Origin of the sequence: Geobacter argillaceus, assembly GCF_007830735.1 — a bacterium.
Taxonomy (GTDB): domain Bacteria; phylum Desulfobacterota; class Desulfuromonadia; order Geobacterales; family DSM-12255; genus Geomobilibacter; species Geomobilibacter argillaceus.
Genome location: NZ_VLLN01000031.1, coordinates 13541 through 33471, shown reverse-complemented (window position 1 = coordinate 33471; position 19931 = coordinate 13541). Strand labels below are relative to the sequence as shown.

General features: G+C 64.3%; 7 protein-coding genes. All 7 read left to right on the top strand.

What is annotated here, in order from left to right:
- Positions 1-13: 13 nt before the first annotated feature.
- The 7 genes from JN12_RS17785 (at position 14) to JN12_RS17755 (ending at position 19930) form a co-directional block, all read left to right on the top strand.
- Positions 14-1759: an amino acid ABC transporter substrate-binding protein gene (locus JN12_RS17785; RefSeq protein WP_145025259.1), complete on the top strand. Its 1746-nt coding sequence runs from the start codon at positions 14-16 to the stop codon at positions 1757-1759.
- Positions 1760-1826: 67 nt separating this feature from the next.
- On the top strand, positions 1827-2465 hold the full coding sequence (locus tag JN12_RS17780) for a hypothetical protein (protein WP_145025257.1): 639 nt from the start codon (positions 1827-1829) through the stop codon (positions 2463-2465).
- Positions 2462-3646, top strand: coding sequence for an ABC transporter permease (locus JN12_RS17775; RefSeq protein ID WP_145025254.1), 1185 nt, complete (start codon positions 2462-2464; stop codon positions 3644-3646). The genes JN12_RS17780 and JN12_RS17775 overlap by 4 nt, the downstream gene beginning before the upstream one ends.
- The gene (locus tag JN12_RS17770; protein WP_246125915.1) at positions 3643-4338 is read left to right on the top strand and encodes an ABC transporter ATP-binding protein; all 696 of its coding nucleotides are present in this window, start codon (positions 3643-3645) and stop codon (positions 4336-4338) included. Before JN12_RS17775 ends, JN12_RS17770 begins: the two co-directional genes overlap by 4 nt.
- A gap of 232 nt (positions 4339-4570) precedes the next feature.
- The gene (locus tag JN12_RS17765; RefSeq protein ID WP_145025252.1) at positions 4571-6238 is read left to right on the top strand and encodes a PfaD family polyunsaturated fatty acid/polyketide biosynthesis protein; all 1668 of its coding nucleotides are present in this window, start codon (positions 4571-4573) and stop codon (positions 6236-6238) included.
- The gene (locus JN12_RS17760) at positions 6231-12995 is read left to right on the top strand and encodes a type I polyketide synthase (protein ID WP_246125914.1); all 6765 of its coding nucleotides are present in this window, start codon (positions 6231-6233) and stop codon (positions 12993-12995) included. Before JN12_RS17765 ends, JN12_RS17760 begins: the two co-directional genes overlap by 8 nt.
- A gap of 2 nt (positions 12996-12997) precedes the next feature.
- Entirely contained in the window at positions 12998-19930 is a 6933-nt protein-coding gene (locus tag JN12_RS17755; RefSeq protein WP_145025248.1) for a beta-ketoacyl synthase N-terminal-like domain-containing protein, read from the top strand.
- Position 19931 lies beyond the last annotated feature (1 nt).

The window sequence follows — 19931 nt, the reverse complement described above, 5'->3', positions numbered from 1 at the left end:
AGATGGTGACCATATGAAGGGACTGACGTTCACCCGGCATCACACGCTGGCCGTGATCTGCTGCGTGGCCGTTTCGCTGTTACTGGAAGCAACAGGTTCGCCGGCAGCATCGCTGCCACCTTCTGACGCTTTGCAGCACACGCTTTGTGCGGGTGAACGGATTTACCGTGAGGGGGTCCTGCCGTCGGGAGAACCGCTGAAGGTCTCTGTAACAGGAAGTTCTTCAGTCCCCGGGGTAACGTTTGCCTGCGTCAGCTGTCACCTGCGCAGCGGCCTTGGGTCGTACGACGAGAGTATCTATACACCGCCCATCAACGGCGAAAAGCTATTCCGTCCTCTGCCGAGACTCTACAAAGGGATCGAACAACGAGCTGATCGTCCTTTGCCTCCGCTTCGCCAGGCGTATACCGAAGGGTCCCTGATCGAGCTGCTCCGAAGCGGCAGAGATGCCAACGGTCGGATACTGAGCAACATTATGCCCCGTTATCTTATTGACGATCAGGACGCAAGGCTTCTTGTCTCTTACCTGAAATCGCTCTCCTCGCAATTTTCGCCAGGGGTCAGCGCTACGACCATTCGCTTTGCAACCGTAACCTCCGAGGATGTAGCGCCGGAAATACGTGGAGCAATGCTCACCTCATTCGACTATTACTTTAACTTGAAGAACAATCAGATCAAGGCCTTCACCAATCCGCGGGGCACTGGCAGAAAATCCCGACTCATTGTGGAATCCATGCTCGTTTCAAGGGAACTGGCCGTCAAGAACTTATCGCTTTCACATTGGACCCTGAAAGGTCCACCGGAGACATGGCGCAGCCAGTTGGATGGGTACAACGCCAAGGAACCGGTATTTGCACTGCTGGGAGGGATTGTCACCGGCCCATGGACACCTATCCACCGCTTCTGCGAGGATAATGCGATTCCCTGCCTGTTCCCCAATACCGACCTGCCGGTAGTTTCCGACAGCAACTGGTACACACTCTACCTGTCCAAGGGGTATTACCAGGAGGGAGAAAGCACTGCCCGCTTTCTGCACAGCAAGGAAGAGACGTTCAGGGGGAGACCGGTTGTCCAGATTGTGCGTGATTCCCCTGAAGGGGAAGCCCTGTCTTCGGGGTTTCATCACACCTGGCAAGATCTTGGGGAGCAGGCTCCGGTAACGTTACGGTTGCCAGCCGGCAAGGTTCTTGGCGGCGCGTTCCTGCAACGGGTCCTCGCCAAGGGGAAACCGGCCGCGCTCATCATCTGGGATGATGCCACGGCCTTGTCGGCACTCGAATTGCTTGGGCAACGCAATGGCCTGCCGGACATGGTGTTCCTTTCGGCACGCTGTGTCGGAGACAGGATCTGGACCTTGAAGGAGTCGCTGCGTGACGTTATCTACCTGGCCTATCCTTTCGACTTTTCAGTCGATCGTGCCAAGGCGGCAACGCTGGACAATACGAATGTGCACATCAACCGGAAAGTGACCATGAGGCGGGCAGACGTACCTCTCAAAGACGAGATACAGAAGATAGCGAGCCTGACCAGCTCACTGAACCAACTGCTGACCGTCATATTGATGGACCTGAAGGGCAATTACTATCGCGATGCCCTGCTGGACATCACCGGGATGATACCGGATCAACCGTATCCGCTCTACGGCCGGATCAGCTTTGGTACCGGCCAGCGCTTCGCTTCCAGAGGGTGCTATATCGTTCAGGTGTCCCACGGCGACCCCCCGGAACTCGTGCCGAAAAGCAGTTGGGAAACGTATTGACCAGAATCCTGAATGCGCCAAACAGCCCGGGCGACCAGGGACCCAAACTAAGGATCATAGTTACTCCATGCGTATTTTTTTGCTGAAGATCATCTTCCCGGCACTGCTGTTGATCAACGTTTCGGCAGACACGGTACTGGCGGCGGTGGGTTGTGATCTGAACAACCCCGACCGCGACGTACCGCGGCTTTTTCAGGAAGCGACCAGTTACAAGACGCTCTATGTCTCCATCGCGCAACGGGGTGGCCCCCTCCTGATGAGGAGAATAGAAAACCGCCTCGGCAGCTCGTACCTCGCCCTCTACGCCCCGATCGACGTTCCCTACACGCTCTACGAGATATACCGCGACAGGAAAAAGGTGGGCTACATTCATGGCGTGAACCAAAAGGGGCAGTTTGGCGGCATCCAGGTCTTTATCGCTCAGGACCTCACCGGCCGGGTCAAGACATTCTACATCCAGAAAATCACCGGCACGTCTGCCAACAAGTTCCGCGATCCCAAATTCGCCAGGAAGTTCGTGGGGGTGATGCTCAAGGATTTCGACTCCTATGATCCGGTAAGCGGGAAAGGTTCAGGGAGGATTGGGGAGATAGCCAACCCCGCGCCCGACATGGAGACCGATTTCTATGGCGTGTTGCGCGGCCTCAAGAAAAACCTTGTCCTCATGGATGAATTCGTTTTTTCACCGGAGCACGTGACACGATGATCACTCCCTTTCAGATTGCCTACAAGAATCTGCTGCGCAAGAAAATCCGCACCCTCCTCACCCTGGTGGGGATCATGCTTTCCTCCTGGGTGCTGGTGAGCCTCTTCGGTTTCAACCGTGGCTACGAGCAGGCTTTGAATCGTGACATCGAAAACATGGGGTATCAACTCATGGTCATGGCCAAGGGATGCCCATACGAGGCAGCCACGATGATGCTCCAGGGCGGCAAGGGACTGCGCTATATGGATCAGTCGATGGTCGACGAGATCACGAAGGAATCGGCCGTGGACAAGATCACCCCGATCCTGATGCAGGCCTTCTTCGATCCCAACAAGGGAGAAAGCGGCGGGATTGCCGGTTATTTCGGCGTTGACCCAGACAGCTACCCTGCCATGAAGCCGTTCTTCCGCTTCCGCCAGGGGGGCTGGTTCCGCGACAATGCAGCCCCCGAGGTAGTCATGGGATACGAAGCTGCCGAACTTGAGCAGCGCGAGGTCGGGGACATGACCCTCGTGCCGGAGAAGAACGTCCAGCTCAAGGTAGTGGGCATTCTGGAGCGGACAGGCACCCAGGACGATGGCACGATCTTCGTCCCGCTGAAGACGCTGCAACGGATCTCGGAGACCAACAAGATCACCACCATCGGCATCAAGATAAAAAAGGATGCCGACATGTCAAAGCTGGAAAACAGGCTTTACCAGCTCAAGGACGTGCAGGTGGTCAGCTTCAGCCAGGTCAAGCAGACGATCATGAAGCTCATCTCCACCGCAAGGGTAATGGTGCTCTCCATAGCGGTCATCGCCATCCTGATCGCCATGGTCGGCGTAGTCAATAGCATACTCATGTCCGTTCTTGAGCGGATGCAGGAGATCGGCATCATGAAGACCATGGGGGCGATGCCGTGGGACATATTCCGTCTTGTCTGGACAGAGACTCTCATTCTCTGCAGTTGTGGCGCAGTGGCAGGGATCGGGCTCGCCTTAATGTTTGCCCGGGTGACGGACCTGCTGGCCCGAAAGATCCTTCCCTACGCCCCCAACGGGGGACTGGTGGCCATTGACGGCAGGCTTGCCCTGCTGACACTGGCGGTCATCGTTGCCACAGGGCTCCTGAGCGGTCTCTACCCGGCGTGGAAGGCCGGGCGCGTGCGGCCGCTGGAATCGATCCGGAGGGAGGGATGATGTCCGAACAGGGATTGTCTCTGGAGGCACGTGGGCTGACAAGGGTCTTCCGCAGGGGCAGCGAAGATATCCGTGCGGTGGATGGGGTAACGCTGCAGATCCGTCAGGGAGAGTTCGTCTCCTTCGTGGGACCTTCCGGTTCCGGCAAGACTACCCTGGTCAACCTGCTCGGCTGCCTCGACAACCCCACCACCGGGGAACTGGACCTTGCCGGCAGGAGCATTTTCGGCAAGGGGAAAACGCTCGGAGAACGGGATCTGACCCGTATCAGGAGGGAGATCTTCGGCTACATCTTTCAAAATTTCTACCTCATCCCGACCCTCACCGTCCGGGAGAACGTGGCGCTGCCACTCGCGTTCTATCGCAAGCCAGGTGTTGACGCAGAGGTCGAGGGTCTCTTGAGGATGCTCGGCATGGAGCACAGGATGGATCACCTGCCAGGACAGATCTCAGGGGGAGAGATGCAACGGGTAGCCATAGCGCGAGCGCTGGTGAACCGCCCGAAAATTCTCCTCGCTGACGAGCCAACGGGAAACCTCGATACAAAGCGCTCGGACGAGATCGGCGACATACTGCAGGACCTCAACCGAAACGCAGGTCTCACCATCATCATGGTGTCGCATAATCCGCATCTTGCCCGGCTTGGGAAAAGGGTTATCGAGATGCGGGACGGCACGGCGTGCGAAACTTGAAAGAGTCGTAATTCCAGCCCGTTATTACCCCGCCGCACAAGCACACCCGTTAACCGTTTTAATGACTGTTCTAAGCCGGGTTACCGGGCAAGCACACAGTCTTAACTTGTCTTATGAGCGGTTTTCAGATAATAATTGCACGTTTTGGCTGTAGGGCTGTACCCCTCGCACGACACGGCAGTTCGGCCAACGTCATTGCGTGACTGATCATGAGAGCGACAGGAGCCCCCCTTTGAAACAACTATTGCCAGAGGAACAGGCCGCCACCCGCCCTGACGGTGAAAACCGTCTCGGCTGGTGGCGCGCAGACGCCTCTTGTTCGCCGGACCCGGTTGCCACCGGCCTTGAGCCGCTTCGCCTGCTCCGCCACCCGCTGTACCTGGTGCGGGAAAACGGTGGGATCGTCCCGTTCAGCAACGGCTCGGCACTCATCGGCAAGGACCGCCCCAATGGGGATGGTTTCCCCCTGCTGGGATATGCCCCCCCCTCCCTGCCGGAAGGGCTGGGCGACCCGGAGTTCTGCGCCGACCTGGGGATTCGCTACCCCTACCTGGGGGGCTCCATGGCCAAGGGGATCAGTTCGGTGGCCATGGCCGAGGAGCTGGGCAAGGCCGGCATGCTCGGCTTCTTCGGCGCGGCCGGTCTGCCCATCGCCGCAGTCGAGGCAGCCCTCGACAGACTCAAAGCCAGCCAACTCCCGTACGGGATCAACCTGATCCACTCCCCCCAGGAACCTGACCTGGAAAAGGCCCTGGCCGAACTCTACATCCGGCGTGGGGTGCGCCTGGTGGAGGCCTCCGCCTTTCTCGCCCTCACCCTGCCACTGGTCCGGTACCGGGTCCACGGCATTCACCGCGCTCCGGACGGCACCATCGTCGCCCCCAACCGGATCATCGCCAAGGTCTCCCGCGAGGAGTTGGCGGAGCGGTTCTTTTCGCCGCCGCCGGAAAAGCTCCTGCGGGAACTGGTCGCCAGCGGCGAGATAACGGCCGGGCAGGCCGAACTGGCCGGTCGCATACCCATGGCCCAGGACGTGACCGCCGAGGCCGATTCCGGCGGACATACCGACAACCGGCCGGCCATGGCGCTCTTCCCCACCATACTTTCCCTGGCCGCTCGTATGGCGGCAAAACACGGCTACGGCCTCAAGCTCAGAGTGGGCCTTGCCGGCGGCATCGGCACCCCGGCTGCTGCCGCTGCGGCCTTTACCATGGGCGCTGCCTACATCATGACCGGTTCGGTCAACCAGGCGTGCGTGGAGTCCGGCACCTCGGACCAGGTGCGGGCTATGCTGGCGGAAACGCGCCAGGCCGACGTGACCATGGCCCCGGCCGCCGACATGTTCGAGATGGGGGTAACGGTCCAGGTCCTGAAACGGAAGACCATGTTCCCGATGCGGGCTGCCAGGCTCTACGAAATCTACCGCAGCTGCGCCGGCATCGACGACATCCCTGTTGCGGAACGGGAAAAACTGGAAAACACACTCTTCTGCAAACCGCTGGCGACCGTCTGGAACGAGACCCGCGCCTACTTCCTCCAGCGCGATCCGCGCCAGGTGGAACGGGGCGACCGGGACGCCAAGCACCGGATGGCCCTGGTCTTTCGCTGGTATCTGGGACAGGCGGCCCACTGGGCCAAGGATGGCGAAGCTTCCCGCACCATCGATTACCAGGTCTGGTGCGGACCGGCCATGGGCGCCTTCAACGAATGGACTGCCGGCTCGTTCCTCGCCGACCCTTCCCGGCGTAAGGTAGCCAACGTTGCCCGCAACCTCCTCTTTGGCGCCGCCCTGTTCAACCGCGCCACTTTCCTGCGCAGCCAGGGAGTCAGCCTACCGGCAGATGCAATTCAGGCAGTTCCGCTCGAAGACGCCCAGATCAAGGAGTTTCTCGGTGAATAAAGAAGTGACCACGGAAAACAGACGCAGCGGGACACCGCTCGCCATTATCGGCATCGGCTGCAACTTCCCCAAGGCCGATAACCCGACTACCTTCTGGGCGAACATCCGCGAAGGGCTCGATGCCATCACCGAGATCCCGCCGACCCATTGGCGCGTTGAAGAATACTTTTCTTCCGAGCAAAAGACCCCTGATCACACCTACGGCCGTCGCGGCGGCTTCCTCTCGCCACTGGCGTTCAACCCGATGGAATTCAACATCCCGCCGAACACCCTGGAGGCGATCGACACCTCCCAACTGCTCGGCCTCGTCACGGCCGGCCAGGCACTTAAGGACGCCGGCTACGGCGCGGACCGGACGTACGACCGGAACAAGGTCAGCGTCATCCTCGGCGTCACCGGCGCCCTGGAACTGGTGATCCCACTGGGCGCCCGTCTCGGCCACCCGATCTGGCGCTCGGCCCTCAAGGAGGCCGGCGTTGCCGACTCCGTTGCCGAAGACGTGGTGCAGCGGATCGCCGATGCCTATGTCCCCTGGCAGGAAAACTCCTTCCCCGGCCTGCTCGGCAACGTGGTGGCAGGCCGGATCAGCAAGCAGTACGACCTGGGGGGTACCAACTGCGTCGTTGACGCGGCCTGCGGCAGCTCCCTCTCCGCCCTGCACCTGGCCAGCCTGGAACTGGCCACCGGCAAGGCCGACATGGTGGTCACCGGCGGGATCGACACCTTCAACGACATCTTCATGTACATGTGCTTCAGCAAGACGCCGGCCCTCTCCCCCACCGGCGACGCCAAACCGTTCGACACCTCGGGCGACGGCACCATCCTCGGCGAAGGGCTTGGCATTGTGGTCATCAAGCGGCTGGCCGATGCCGAGCGGGATGGGGACAGGATCTATGCGGTGATCCGCGGGGTCGGCTCGTCCAGCGACGGCAAAGGGGAGGCGATCTACACACCGAGCGCCATTGGGCAGAAAAACGCGCTCCTGGACGCCTATCGTCAGTCAGGGGTGAACCCGGAGAGTATCGGCTTGTTGGAGGCCCACGGCACCGGCACCAAGGTCGGCGACGCCGTGGAGGTCTCGGCGCTGCGCGAGGTGTACGGCGAGGCAAAAGCCCCCTGGTGCGCCCTCGGTTCGGTCAAGTCCCAGATCGGCCACGCCAAGGCGGCCGCCGGTTCGGCCGGCCTGATCAAGGCAGCCCTGGCGCTGCACCACAAGGTGATTCCCCCGACCATCAAGGTGACCACCCCTCTGGAGGAAGTAACCGCTGGCCCCACCCCGTTCTACCTGGCAACGGAAAAGCGCCCCTGGTTGACCAGCGACGACTCGCCACGCCGGGCAGCGGTAAGCGCCTTCGGTTTCGGCGGCTCCAATTTCCACGCCGTCCTGGAGGAGTACCGGCCTGCCAAGGAAACGGCCGACTGGGACGGCACCGTCCAGATCCTCCCGTTTTCCGGCAGCGATCCCGCTGCCCTGGAGACGGCGCTCGCAGGCCTGGCGACCGACCTCTCCGGGCAGGAACTGCGCGCCCGCGCCGCAGAGTTCCGGGCCGTATTCGATGCTGACGCCCCCTGCCGCCTGGCACTGGTGGTGGAACAGCAGCGAACCAACCTGTCCAGCCTGGTCACCAACAGCCTGGCCATGCTCCGCAAGAGCCCGCACGCCCCCTGGCAGACCCCGGACGGCGCCTGTTACGCCACCGGCCCCACGCCCGGCAAACTCGCCCTCCTCTTCCCGGGGCAGGGTGCCCAGTACACCGGCATGCTCCGCGACCTCGCCTGCGCCTTCCCCGAACTGTTCACCACGCTTGCCACGGCTGACCAAGGCTTCAGCGCTGCGAACGGGGGCCGTCTTTCCGACCGGATCTACCCGTTCACGGCCTTCGACCCGGCGGAAAAGGAGCGGCAGGAAGAGTGGCTGCGCGCCACCGACACGGCCCAGCCGGCCATCGGCGCGGTCAGCCTCGGCAGCCTCCGTCTGCTGGAAACGTTCGGCCTGGCACCGGACGCGGTGGCCGGCCACAGCTATGGTGAACTCACGGCCCTCTGCGCGGCCGGGCGGATCGACGAGAGCGCCTTCCATGAACTGTCCCGCCTGCGCGGCCGGCTCATGGCCGCTGGCGACGGCGACAAGGGGAGCATGCTGGCAGTGCCGGCCCCCCTGGCAACCGTGGAACAGATTCTCGCCGAGGAACAGCTCGACCTGGTGATCGCCAACCGCAACGCCCCGAACCAGGCGGTCCTCTCGGGGAGCAGCTCAGAGATCGACCGCGCCATCAACGCCTTCAGTGTCAGACACCTTGCCTGCAAACGCCTGCCGGTTGCCGCAGCCTTCCACAGCCCGCTGGTTGCCGACGCCAGCGTGCCGTTCCTGGCGGCCCTTGAGAGTGTCGACCTGCGCGAAGGTTCGATTCCGGTTTACGCCAACAGTACGGCAGCGGCGTACCCGGCCGAAACAGCAGCGGCCAAGGCCCTCCTGGCCAACCAACTGGCCAGACCGGTGGAGTTCGTGGCCGAGATCGAGGCACTCTACGCCGCAGGTGTCCGCACCTTTGTGGAGGTCGGTCCCGGCGCCCGCCTGATCGGACTGGTCAAGGCGATTCTCGGCGACCGCGACCATCAGGCCGTGGCCCTCGATGCCTCCAGCGGCAAGCGGCGCGGGATCGTCGACCTGGCACGGACCCTGTCCCAGCTGGCCGTGTCCGGCTATGGCCTGCGGCTCGGCCGGTGGGACGATAGCTTCGTACCGCCTGCCGCGGCAAAGGGGAAAAAGCCGGTCATGACCGTCACCCTGAGCGGTGCCAACTACGTGAAGCCACGGGAGAAGAGACCGGCGGTTAAAACCGTGACTTGTGACTCGGACCCTGAAGGGCCTAAAGGACTCAGGACTGGAATAAACCAAACCCGGCCGTCTGTAGCTACGACGCCGGCCCCTTCCCGTGAGGCGCTCGCCGAGTCGCTCCGGGTTACGCGGGAAAGCATGGCACTCCTGCAGAAGATGCAGGAGGAGACTGCCCAGCTCCACCGCCGCTTCCTGGAAGGCCAGGAAACGGTGAGCCGGACTATCCAGACACTTTTGGAACAACAGCGTCTCCATCCGGCTGCCGCAACGGCACCTATGTATGCGAGGGTACCAGTTACTGTGCCGGCAGTTCATCCCGTAGGAGCGCCGCTTGCTGCGTCCGCATCCCCCGTTACCAATCAGGGCGCGGCAAGCAGCGCCCCTACACAAGATACTGACGGCATCACCCGCACCCTCATGGCAGTGATCAGCGAGAAGACCGGCTATCCGGTGGAGATGCTGGAACCGGAGATGGAGCTGGACGCCGATCTCGGCATCGACTCCATCAAGCGGGTGGAGATCCTCTCCGCACTCCAGGAACGGCTCCCGAACGCCCCGGTCATCGGCCCGGAGCAGCTCGGCTCGCTCCACACCCTGGGCGAAATCGCCCGCTACCTCGGCGCCGGGTCACCTGTTACCAACCAGGGCGCGGCAAGCAGCGCCCCTACACAAGATACCGACAACATAACCGCGAGCCTGCTGGCCGTGGTCAGCGAGAAGACCGGCTATCCGGTGGAGATGCTGGAGCCGGGGATGGAGCTGGATGCCGATCTCGGCATCGACTCCATCAAACGGGTGGAGATCCTCTCCGCCCTCCAGGAGCGGCTTCCGGGCGCCCCTGCCATCGGACCGGAACAACTCGGCTCGCTCCACACCCTGGGCGAAATCGCCCGCTACCTCGGCGCCGGGTCACCCGTCACCAATCAGGGCGCGGCAAGCAGCGCCCCTACACAAGATACCGATAACATAACCGCGAGCCTGCTGGCCGTGGTCAGCGAGAAGACCGGTTATCCAGTGGAGATGCTGGAGCCGGGGATGGAGCTGGATGCCGACCTCGGCATCGACTCCATCAAGCGGGTGGAGATCCTCTCCGCCCTCCAGGAGCGGCTTCCGGGCGCCCCGGTCATCGGCCCCGAGCAACTCGGCTCGCTCCACACCCTGGGCGAAATCGCCCGCTACCTCGGCGCCGGGTCACCTGTTACCAATCAGGGCGCGGCAAGCAGCGCCCCTACACACGATACCGGCAACGTAACCGCGACCCTGCTGGCCGTGGTCAGCGAGAAGACCGGCTATCCGGTGGAGATGCTGGAACCGGACATGGCGCTGGATGCCGATCTCGGCATCGACTCCATCAAGCGGGTGGAGATCCTCTCCGCCCTCCAGGAGCGGCTTCCGGGCGCCCCGGTCATCGGCCCCGAGCAGTTGGGGACGCTCCACACCCTTGCTGACATCAGCGGCTACCTGTCAGCCGGGTCACCCGTAGGGGCGCCGCTTGCTGCGCCCGCCTCAACCGTCACCAATCAGGGCAAGGCAAGCAGTGCCCCTACAATACAGAGAAGCGGCGTGGTGGCTCTCCCCCTTGCCGACGAGGACCCGGCGGACAGGGTCACGGTCGCCGTGGGCGGCGAATTCTGGCTCACCGATGACGGATCGCCCTTCACAGTGGAACTCCACACCGCACTCAGCGAAAAAGGGGTTACGGTCCGGCTGGTCAAACCCCATGAAGCAGCGGCCAGTACGCTCCCGGAACTGATGTCAGGACTGGTCATAACGGCACCACACAGCGGCACTGACGACCGGTTCCTCGAAGACGCTTTCCTGCTGCTGAAGGCTGCTGCTCCGGCACTGCACCGGGCCGCGGCGGCCGGCGGCGCACTTCTGGCCACGGTATCCAGGCTCAACGGTACCTTTGGCTGTGCTAGTGCTAGCCCGAGCCCCCTGGTCGATCCACTCTCGGGAGGCCTTGCCGGACTGGCCAAGACCGCGGCCAGGGAATGGCCGGACGTGACCTGCCGGGCCATCGACCTGGGCGCCTTCCCCACCCCTGATGCCATGGTGCACTCCCTGACCGAGGAACTGTTCAGAGGCGGTCCCGTAGAAGTGGGTCTCGCAGCGACAGGGCGGACGACTCCCGGCATGGCTCCCCTGCCGGCACCGCCAGGACCGGCAACAGCACCGCTCGCCGAAGGGGACCTGGTGATCATCACCGGCGGTGGCCGCGGCGTTACGGCTGCTACTGCCGTGGCCCTGGCAGAGGCATACCGGCCGTTTCTCGTCCTCTTGGGGAGAAGCCCGGAGCCGGCCGAGGAACCGGCATGGCTGGCGAGCATCATTGATGAATCCCGCATCAAGCGGGCGCTGCTGGACAATGCGGGTAAGAAGCTCCACCCGAAGGAGATCGAAGAACGCTATGCAGAGGTCATCGCCGGCAGGGAGCTCCGCTCCACCCTTGCCCGGATTGCCGCTACCGGCGGCACGGCAATCTACCGCTCCGTGGACATCCGCAATACTGCGGCAGTCAAGGCGTTGTTGGCAGAGCTTCGCCCCGGCCACGGTCCGGTACGGGGCATAGTCCACGGCGCCGGCGTGCTCGCCGACCGGCTCATCGTCGACAAGACCCGCGAGCAGTTTGCCCAGGTCTACGCCACCAAGGTCGACGGCCTCCGCTCCCTACTGGCCGCCACTGGCGAAGACGACCTCCGGGTCATTGCCCTGTTCAGCTCCACCACCGGCAGGCTGGGCAGGAGTGGCCAGGTGGACTATGCGGTAGCCAACGAAATCCTCAACAAGATGGCCCAGGCCGAGGCACGCCGTCGTCCCGGCTGCCGGACCGTCAGCATCAACTGGGGACCGTGGGACGGCGGCATGGTGACCCCGTCGCTGAAGAAACTCTTTGCCAGCGAAGGGATTGGCCTGATCGGTCTGCCTGAGGGAGGCGCTTTCCTGGTCCGGGAGATCGGCGCAGCAGGCGACCCGGTGGAGATCGTCGCCCTGGCCGGCACCCTGGAGGGAGTCGTTGCCCCGCCGCAACCGGCACGGAACATCTCACTCACCGAGGCGTTCCAGCGCACCCTGTCGGTTGACGATCATCCCTTCCTCCGCTCCCATGTGCTCGACGGCAAGGCGGTGCTGCCGATGGCGATAATAGCCGAGTGGCTTGCCCATGGCGCACTGCACGGCAACCCCGGTCTTCGCTTTCACGGTTTCAACGACCTGCGCATCTGCAAAGGGGTGATCTTCGATCAGGAGCCCCCCTGTACCCTCCAGGTGATGGCCGGCCGCGCCGAAAAGCACGAATCCTTTTACCTGGTACCGGTGGAGCTCCGGAGCATCGGTAACGACGGACGATCAACCCTCAACGCCAAAGCCGAAATGATTCTCACCACCCGGCTCCCGGAAGGTATCCGTTCCATTGTCGAACTGCCGTCAACACCGTACCTCCCCCACAACGGCGTGATCTACGACCGGGACCGTCTCTTCCACGGTCCGGACCTGCACGGCATCGAGCGGGTGGAAGGGTGCTCCGCAAAAGGGATCGCCGCCGAGGTCAAAGGGGCACCATCCCCCACCGACTGGATCAGGAAGCCGCTCAGGAGCAGTTGGCTGACCGACCCGCTGGTTATCGACAGCGCGTTCCAGCTGATGATCCTCTGGAGTTTCGAACGGTTCGGCTCCGGGTCTCTCCCCTGCTTTGCCGGCCGCTACCGCCAGTTTACCGAGGCCTTCCCCCGCGATGGAGCCCAGGTGGTCATCCGCGTGACCGCTGAACGGGAGCATGGCGCCACGGCCGACATGGAGTTCCTCGACCGGCACACGGGCAAGCTGATAGCCCGGCTCGAAGAGTACGAGTGCGTCATCGACCCCTCGCTGCAGCGCGCCTTCCAGCGTAACCAGCTCCGTTCCGTCGGAGTTGCCTGAGCATGTCGCAGCCTGAAAACGTTGGCGGATCTGTCGCCATTGTGGGGATCGGTGCCCTGTTCCCCGATGCCCCCGATCCGGCCAGCTTCTGGGACAATATCCGCCACGGCCGCTCTGCCAGCCGCGAAGTGCCGGAAGGACGCTGGTCCCTACCGCCCGCTGCCATCTTCGATCCGGTAGTCGGTGCACTGGACCGGGTCTACTCCCGGGCCGGCTGTTTCATCGATCGGCTCCCGCCGCTGGAGGAACTGGCCGGCCTTGCCATCGAACCGGACCTTCTGGCCGGCCTGGACCCGCTCTTCCACCTGCTCCTCCATGCCGGCAACCGCGCCTTCAACGACGGCGTCACCGGTCCGCTGGACCGCTCCCGGGTCGGGGTAATCATCGGCAACCTTGCCCTGCCGACCGAGACATCGGCGGCGCTTGCCCGGCAATGGCTGGGCAGGACATTTAGCGAAAAGCTCCTCGGCCGCGCCGTTGATACCGGCAAGACCCTCCCCCTGAACCGCTACGTCGCCGGCCTGCCTGCCGGGATACTCGCCCAGGCCTTGGGGCTCGGCGCCAGCCGGTGTACCCTTGATGCGGCCTGCGCCTCGTCCCTCTACGCCATCAAGCTGGCTGCCGACGAACTGCTGTCCGGCCGAGCCGACGCCATGCTCACCGGCGGCGTCTCCCGCCCCGATCCGCTCTACACCCAGATGGGATTTTCCCAGCTGCGCGCCCTCTCCCGACGCGGCATCTGCTCCCCCTTCGACGCCAGCGGCGACGGGCTGGTGGTAGGGGAAGGTGCCGGGATATTCCTCCTCAAGCGGACAGAAGACGCCGTGGCCCATGGCGACAGGATCTACGGGGTTATCCGCGGCGTCGGACTCTCCAACGACGTGGGGGGAAGCCTGCTGGCCCCGCTCGCCGAGGGACAGCTCCGCGCCATGCGGGCCGCCTATGACCGTGCCGGCTGGCACCCCGGCGATGTCGACCTGATCGAATGCCACGCCACCGGCACCCCGGTGGGGGACGCGACCGAGGTGGCGAGCCTCCGCGAACTGTGGGGTGACCTCTCTCCCCAAACTCACTGTGTCATCGGCTCGGTCAAGTCCAACGTCGGCCATTTGCTGACCGCTGCCGGCAGCGCTGCCCTGACCAAGGTTCTGCTGGCGATGCAGCACGAAACCCTCCCCCCCACTGCCGGCTTCACCAGTCCGCAACCGGGGATGCAGCTGGAGCAGAGTCCTTTCCGGGTCCTGACCGACCCGCAGCCCTGGCCGCGGCGGCGCGATAACATTCCCCGCCGGGCCGCGGTCAGCGCCTTCGGATTTGGGGGGATCAACGCCCACCTGCTGGTGGAGGAGTGGCTCGAACCGGAACGTAGGGGCGAACGGCGTTCGCCCACAACCGTACACAAAACAACCGAGCCGATTGCCGTGGTCGGTCTGGACGCCAGCTTCGGTCCCTGGCAATCGCTCCGCTCCTTCCAGGAACGGGTCCTTGGTGGCGAGCCTGCCACACTCCCGGCCGGACCAACGAAATGGTGGGGCGCGGCGCAGGCAAACTGGTTCCGGCAGGAAGGGTACGACCGGTTCCCCTTTGCCGGGTTCTACCTGGACCAGGTGGAGGTCGCAACGGACCAGTTCCGGATACCACCGCTGGAGCTGAAGGAGATGCTCCCCCAGCAGTTGCTCATGCTCCGGACAGCCGCCGGCGCCATGGCCGATGCCGGCCTCGACCGGGAGGGGAACGACCGGACCGGGGTATTCATCGGCATCGCCCTTGACCTGAACAGCACCAACTTCAGCTTCCGCTGGTCCCTGGCCGACGCGGCCCCTGACTGGGCCGATGCCCTCGGTCACACCCTTGACCCCGATACACTGTCGGCATGGACCTCACAGCTTCGCGACGCCGCCGGGCCGCCGCTGACCGCCAACCGGACCATGGGGGCGCTGGGCAGCATCGTGGCCAGCAGGATCGCCCGCGAATTCAGGATCGGCGGGCCGAGCTTTACCCTTTCCAGCGAAGAGAGTTCCGGCATCAGATCCCTGGAGACCGCAGTGCGTCTCCTCCGGCAGGGGGAGATCGACCGGGCACTGGTGGGTGCCGTCGATCTGGCCGGCGACCTGCGGGCGGTCCTCGGCCACCATGCTGACCGACCGTTCTCTGCCAAAGGCGCGGCCAGGCCGTTTGACGCCACGGCAGACGGTGCCATCGTCGGCGAAGGGGCCGCGGCAGTGGTGCTCAAATGCTTGGACGATGCCATGCGCGACGGCGACCGGATCTATGCCGTGGTCCGCGGCATCGGTTCCGCCGGCGGCGACACGGTGGTCCCCGGCAGCGAACCATACCAACAGGCCCTGGAGCGGGCTTACGCCGATGCGGATGTGTCGCCGGCCACGGTCACCTGTCTGGAGACGAGTGCCAGCGGTCATCCCGTAGGAGACCGGCAGGAGGCCATTGCCCTGGCCGCGTTTTTCGGTCAAAAAGACCGCCAGCGCCGCTCCTGTGCCGTATCGAGCGTGGCGGGCGACATTGGCCACTGCGGAGCCGCCAGCGGCCTTGCCTCGTTTGTCAGGGGCTGTCTCGCCCTGTACCAGGAGATCATCCCGCCCTGTCATACCGGTGAAGCCCCCGTGTCCGAACTGTCTGGCAGCGGACCGCTCTTCATCCCCCAAACCCCGCGCTACTGGCTCCGCAACCGTGATGACGGCCCGCGACGGGCCGGGGTGAGCGTCATCGGCGTGGACGGCAGCTGCGGCCACGTGGTTTTGGAAGGATGGGAAGCACTTCCGCTACGGGCCGAGGCGGAACGGCTGGCACCGGCCGGTACTGGCAGCGAACAGCTGTTCAGTGTCACCGGACGCAACCCGGACGAACTGCGACTGAAACTTGAAGAGCTGCGGCGCAACAGTTCGGAAAATAACGCACCCACTCTCTTCAAGCTGGCACGGGAGTGGCACTCCCGGCAGACTCCAGAGCACAGCGACCCGCAGGCCCTGGCTATGGTCGCCCGGAGCCCTGAAGAGCTGGACGCTCTCATCAGCCTCGGTCTCCAGGCAGTAGCCAACGGAGAGGTCCCGACAATCCACCCCGCCCTGCGCGACCGGCTCTTCTATTCCGTTACCCCGCTGGGGGACCAGGGAGCCATAGCCTTTGTCTTTCCCGGCTCCGGTAACCACCATCCCGCTATGGGGGTGGAGTTGTCGGCCCGCTGGCCGGAGATCCTCCGGCGCCAGGATGGCGAGAACCAACGGCTGCATGACCAGTTCCAGCCGGAACTCTTCTGGAACGGCGCTGCCGGCAGTGAGCTGGACAGCGACCACCGGGCCGTCATCTTCGGCCAGGTGGCCACCGGCTGTGCGGTGAGCGATCTGGTGCGCAGCTTCGGCATCGAACCGCAGACCGTCATCGGTTACAGCCTGGGAGAATCGGCCGGCCTCTTTTCCCAGCGCGCCTGGCGCGACCGGGACCTGATGCTGGCCCGGATGCAGGAATCCACCCTGTTCACCCACGACCTGGCCGGCGAATGCCGCGCCGCCCGTCGGGCCTGGCAGCTGCCGGAAGGGACCGAGGTATCCTGGAGCATCGGGGTGGCGGACGTACCGGCGGAAACAGTAGCCGGCGCCCTTCCGGGACTTGAGCGGGTTTACCTCCTCATCGTCAACAGCCCGGACGAATGCGTCATCGGTGGGGACAGCACGGCAGTACAGGGACTGGTGGCTCGTCTCGGCTGCCGGTTCTTCCCGCTGCAAGGGGTGACCACGGTTCACTGCAGCGTGGCAAAAGAGGTGACAGGACCCTACCACGATCTCCACCTCTTCCCGACTTCTCCGCCACAAGGTGTCACCTTTTACAGCGGCGCCCGGGGCGCAGCCTACACAGTGACCAGCGAGAGCGCCGCCGATGCCATCCTGGCCCAGGCGCTGGAGGGGATCGACTTCCCCAAGGTGATCGAAGCGGCCTACGCAGCAGGGGTGCGGATCTTCCTGGAGATGGGACCCGGGAACTCGTGCAGCCGGATGATCGGCCGGATACTCGCCGACCGGCCGCACCTGGCCAAGTCCGCCTGCTACCAGGGGCAGGACCAGACATCGACACTGCTGCGCCTCCTGGCCAGCCTTGTTGCCGAGCGGGTGCCGGTCGACCTGGCGCCGCTCTACGCCGTACCGCAGCTGGCGGCCGGGGCGGCTTGTCCGGGCACTGTGGTGCGGGTGACAGCCGGCGGCAGAGGGTTTACCCCGCCCCTGCCGGAAAGGCGGGCAGTTGTGGCGCAGACTCCCCTTGATACCGTGATCCCGAGATCAGCCCCCGACCAACCAGTAGAGCGTGTGACTGCGGCGGCTACTGTAGAGGTAGGCATCCCGCTCGACACCGTGGTCCGGGAGTTTGCCGCGGCCCAGGAAGCCCAGCTAAAGGCCCACGAGACCTTTCTAAGGTTCAGCGAGGGTCTCGCCCGTACCGTGGTGGAGACCGCGGCCCTGCAGCAGTCGCTCCTGGCGGCCCTGGGCGGCTCCCCTCACCCCGACCCTCTCCCGAAGGGAGAGGGGGGCAGTCCAACGGTGAGGCAACAGATACCGTGCGTCTTCGACCGTGACCTCTGCCTGGAGTTCGCCCGCGGTTCGGTGGCCAGGATGCTCGGACCGGCCTTTGCAGAGGCCGACAGTTTCCCGACCAGGGTCCGCCTGCCGGACGAGCCGCTCATGCTGGTCGACCGGATCGTCGCCCTGGAGGGGGAGGCCAGGGCCATGACCCACGGCCGGGTGGTGACCGAGCACGACGTCCTTGCCGGCGCCTGGTACCTGGACGCAGGCCGGATCCCGACCTGCATCGCAGTCGAGGCGGGGCAGGCCGACCTGTTCCTCTCCGGCTACCTGGGGATCGACTTCATCACCCGCGGTCAGGCGGTCTACCGGCTCCTGGACGCCAAGGTCACCTTCCACCGCGGGCTTCCCCAACCGGGGGAGACGATCCATTACGACATCAGGATCGAACGGTTCTTCCGTCAGGGTGAAACCTACCTGTTCAGGTTTTTCTATGACGCCACGGTGAACGGCGAACCGCTTCTCACCATGCGGGACGGCTGCGCCGGCTTCTTCACCGAGGAGGAGCTGGCCGCCGGCAAGGGGATCGTCCATCCCACCCTCGACCTGCGCCCCACAAGCGGAAAGCGGCCGGCCGATTGGCAGGAGCTGGTGCCGATGGGACGGGAACGCTACGACGCCGGCCAATTGGACCGGCTCCGGGCCGGCGACCTGGCCGGCTGCTTCGGCCCCGCCTTTGCCGGACTGCCATTGAACCGCCCGTTGACCATCCCCGGCAACAGGATGCGCCTGGTCCACCGGGTTGTCGACCTGGAGCCGGCCGGCGGCCGCTACGGCCTCGGCCTCATCCGCGCCGAGGCTGACATTCGGCCGGACGACTGGTTCCTCACCTGCCACTTCGTGGACGACCGGGTCATGCCCGGTACCCTCATGTATGAATGCTGCCTCCACACCCTGCGGATATTCCTGCTCCGGATGGGGTGGGTGGCCGAGGACGGAAATGCGGCCTGGGAGCCGGTGCCGGGCGTGGCCAGCCAGCTTCGCTGCCGTGGCCAGGTGCTGGAAACGACCCGGATCGCCGGCTACGAAGTCACCATCCGTGAGCTCGGATACCGGCCGGAACCGTACGTCATCGTGGATGCCCTCATGTATGCCGACGGTAAGCCGATCGTGGAGATCAGTTCCATGTCGGTGCGGCTGACCGGGACAACAAGAGAACGGCTCCTCGCCCTGTGGAATTCCGTAGGGGCGCCGCTTGCTGCGCCCTGTTCCGGCATGGTTGATCAAAACCAAGGGCGCGACAAGCAGCGCCCCTACCATAACGAAGAACCGGCCGTCTACACCAAGGAGCAGATCCTCGCTTACAGCAACGGCAACCCTTCGGAAGGGTTCGGCGAACCGTACCGGATCTTCGACCAGGAGCGGCGGATCGCCCGCCTGCCAGGACCGCCGTTCCAGTTCATGGACCGGGTCACGGCCGTACGGGGCGAGCCGTGGCGGATGGTGCCGGGCGCCATGGCCGAGGCCCAGTACGATCTCCCTGGCGACGCCTGGTTCTTCGCCGCCGACCGCCAGCCCAGGATGCCGTTCTGCATCCTTCTGGAAGCGGCCCTGCAGCCGTGCGGCTGGCTGGCCGCCTATGTCGGTTCCGCCCTCATGAGCCAGAGTGACCTTTCCTTCCGCAACCTGGGGGGAAACGCCATCCAGCACCGGCCGGTAACGCCGGCAAGCGGCACCCTGACCGCGGTCGCAACCCTGAAGAAAGCAGCCACCAGCGGCGGCATGATCATCCAGGAGTTCGACTTCGCTGTGAACGACAGACACGGCGTCCTTTACGAGGGGGAGACCATGTTCGGCTTCTTCTCTAGGGAGGCCCTGGCCAACCAGGTGGGGATCAGGGACGCGGCGCCGCATACCCCCACGCCGGAAGAGGCTGATCGGGGAAGATCCCTCCCCTATCCGGAAGAAGCGCCATTCCCGGAAAAGATGCTCCGAATGATCGACCGGGTCGAACTGTACGTCCCTGACGGCGGGCCGGCCGGACTCGGGTATCTGCGGGGGATAAAGCTCGTGGACCCGGCTGAATGGTTCTTCAAGGCTCACTTCTACCAGGACCCGGTCACTCCGGGCTCCCTCGGCCTGGAGTCGTTCCAGCAGCTCCTCAAGTATGCCGCAGTTGAACGGTGGGGCTGGCAGAGCAGCGCCACCCTGGCCTCCGTGGCCTGCGAGCGGCGCCACAGGTGGCTCTACCGCGGCCAGATCGTCCCGACCAACCGGCAAGTGACGGTAGAGGCCTGGATCACCGTTGTCGACGACCGGCTGCGCATCCTGACTGCCGACGGCCTGCTCTCCGTGGACGGACGACCAATCTATCAGATGAACGATTTCACCCTGCAGATGGAGTAGC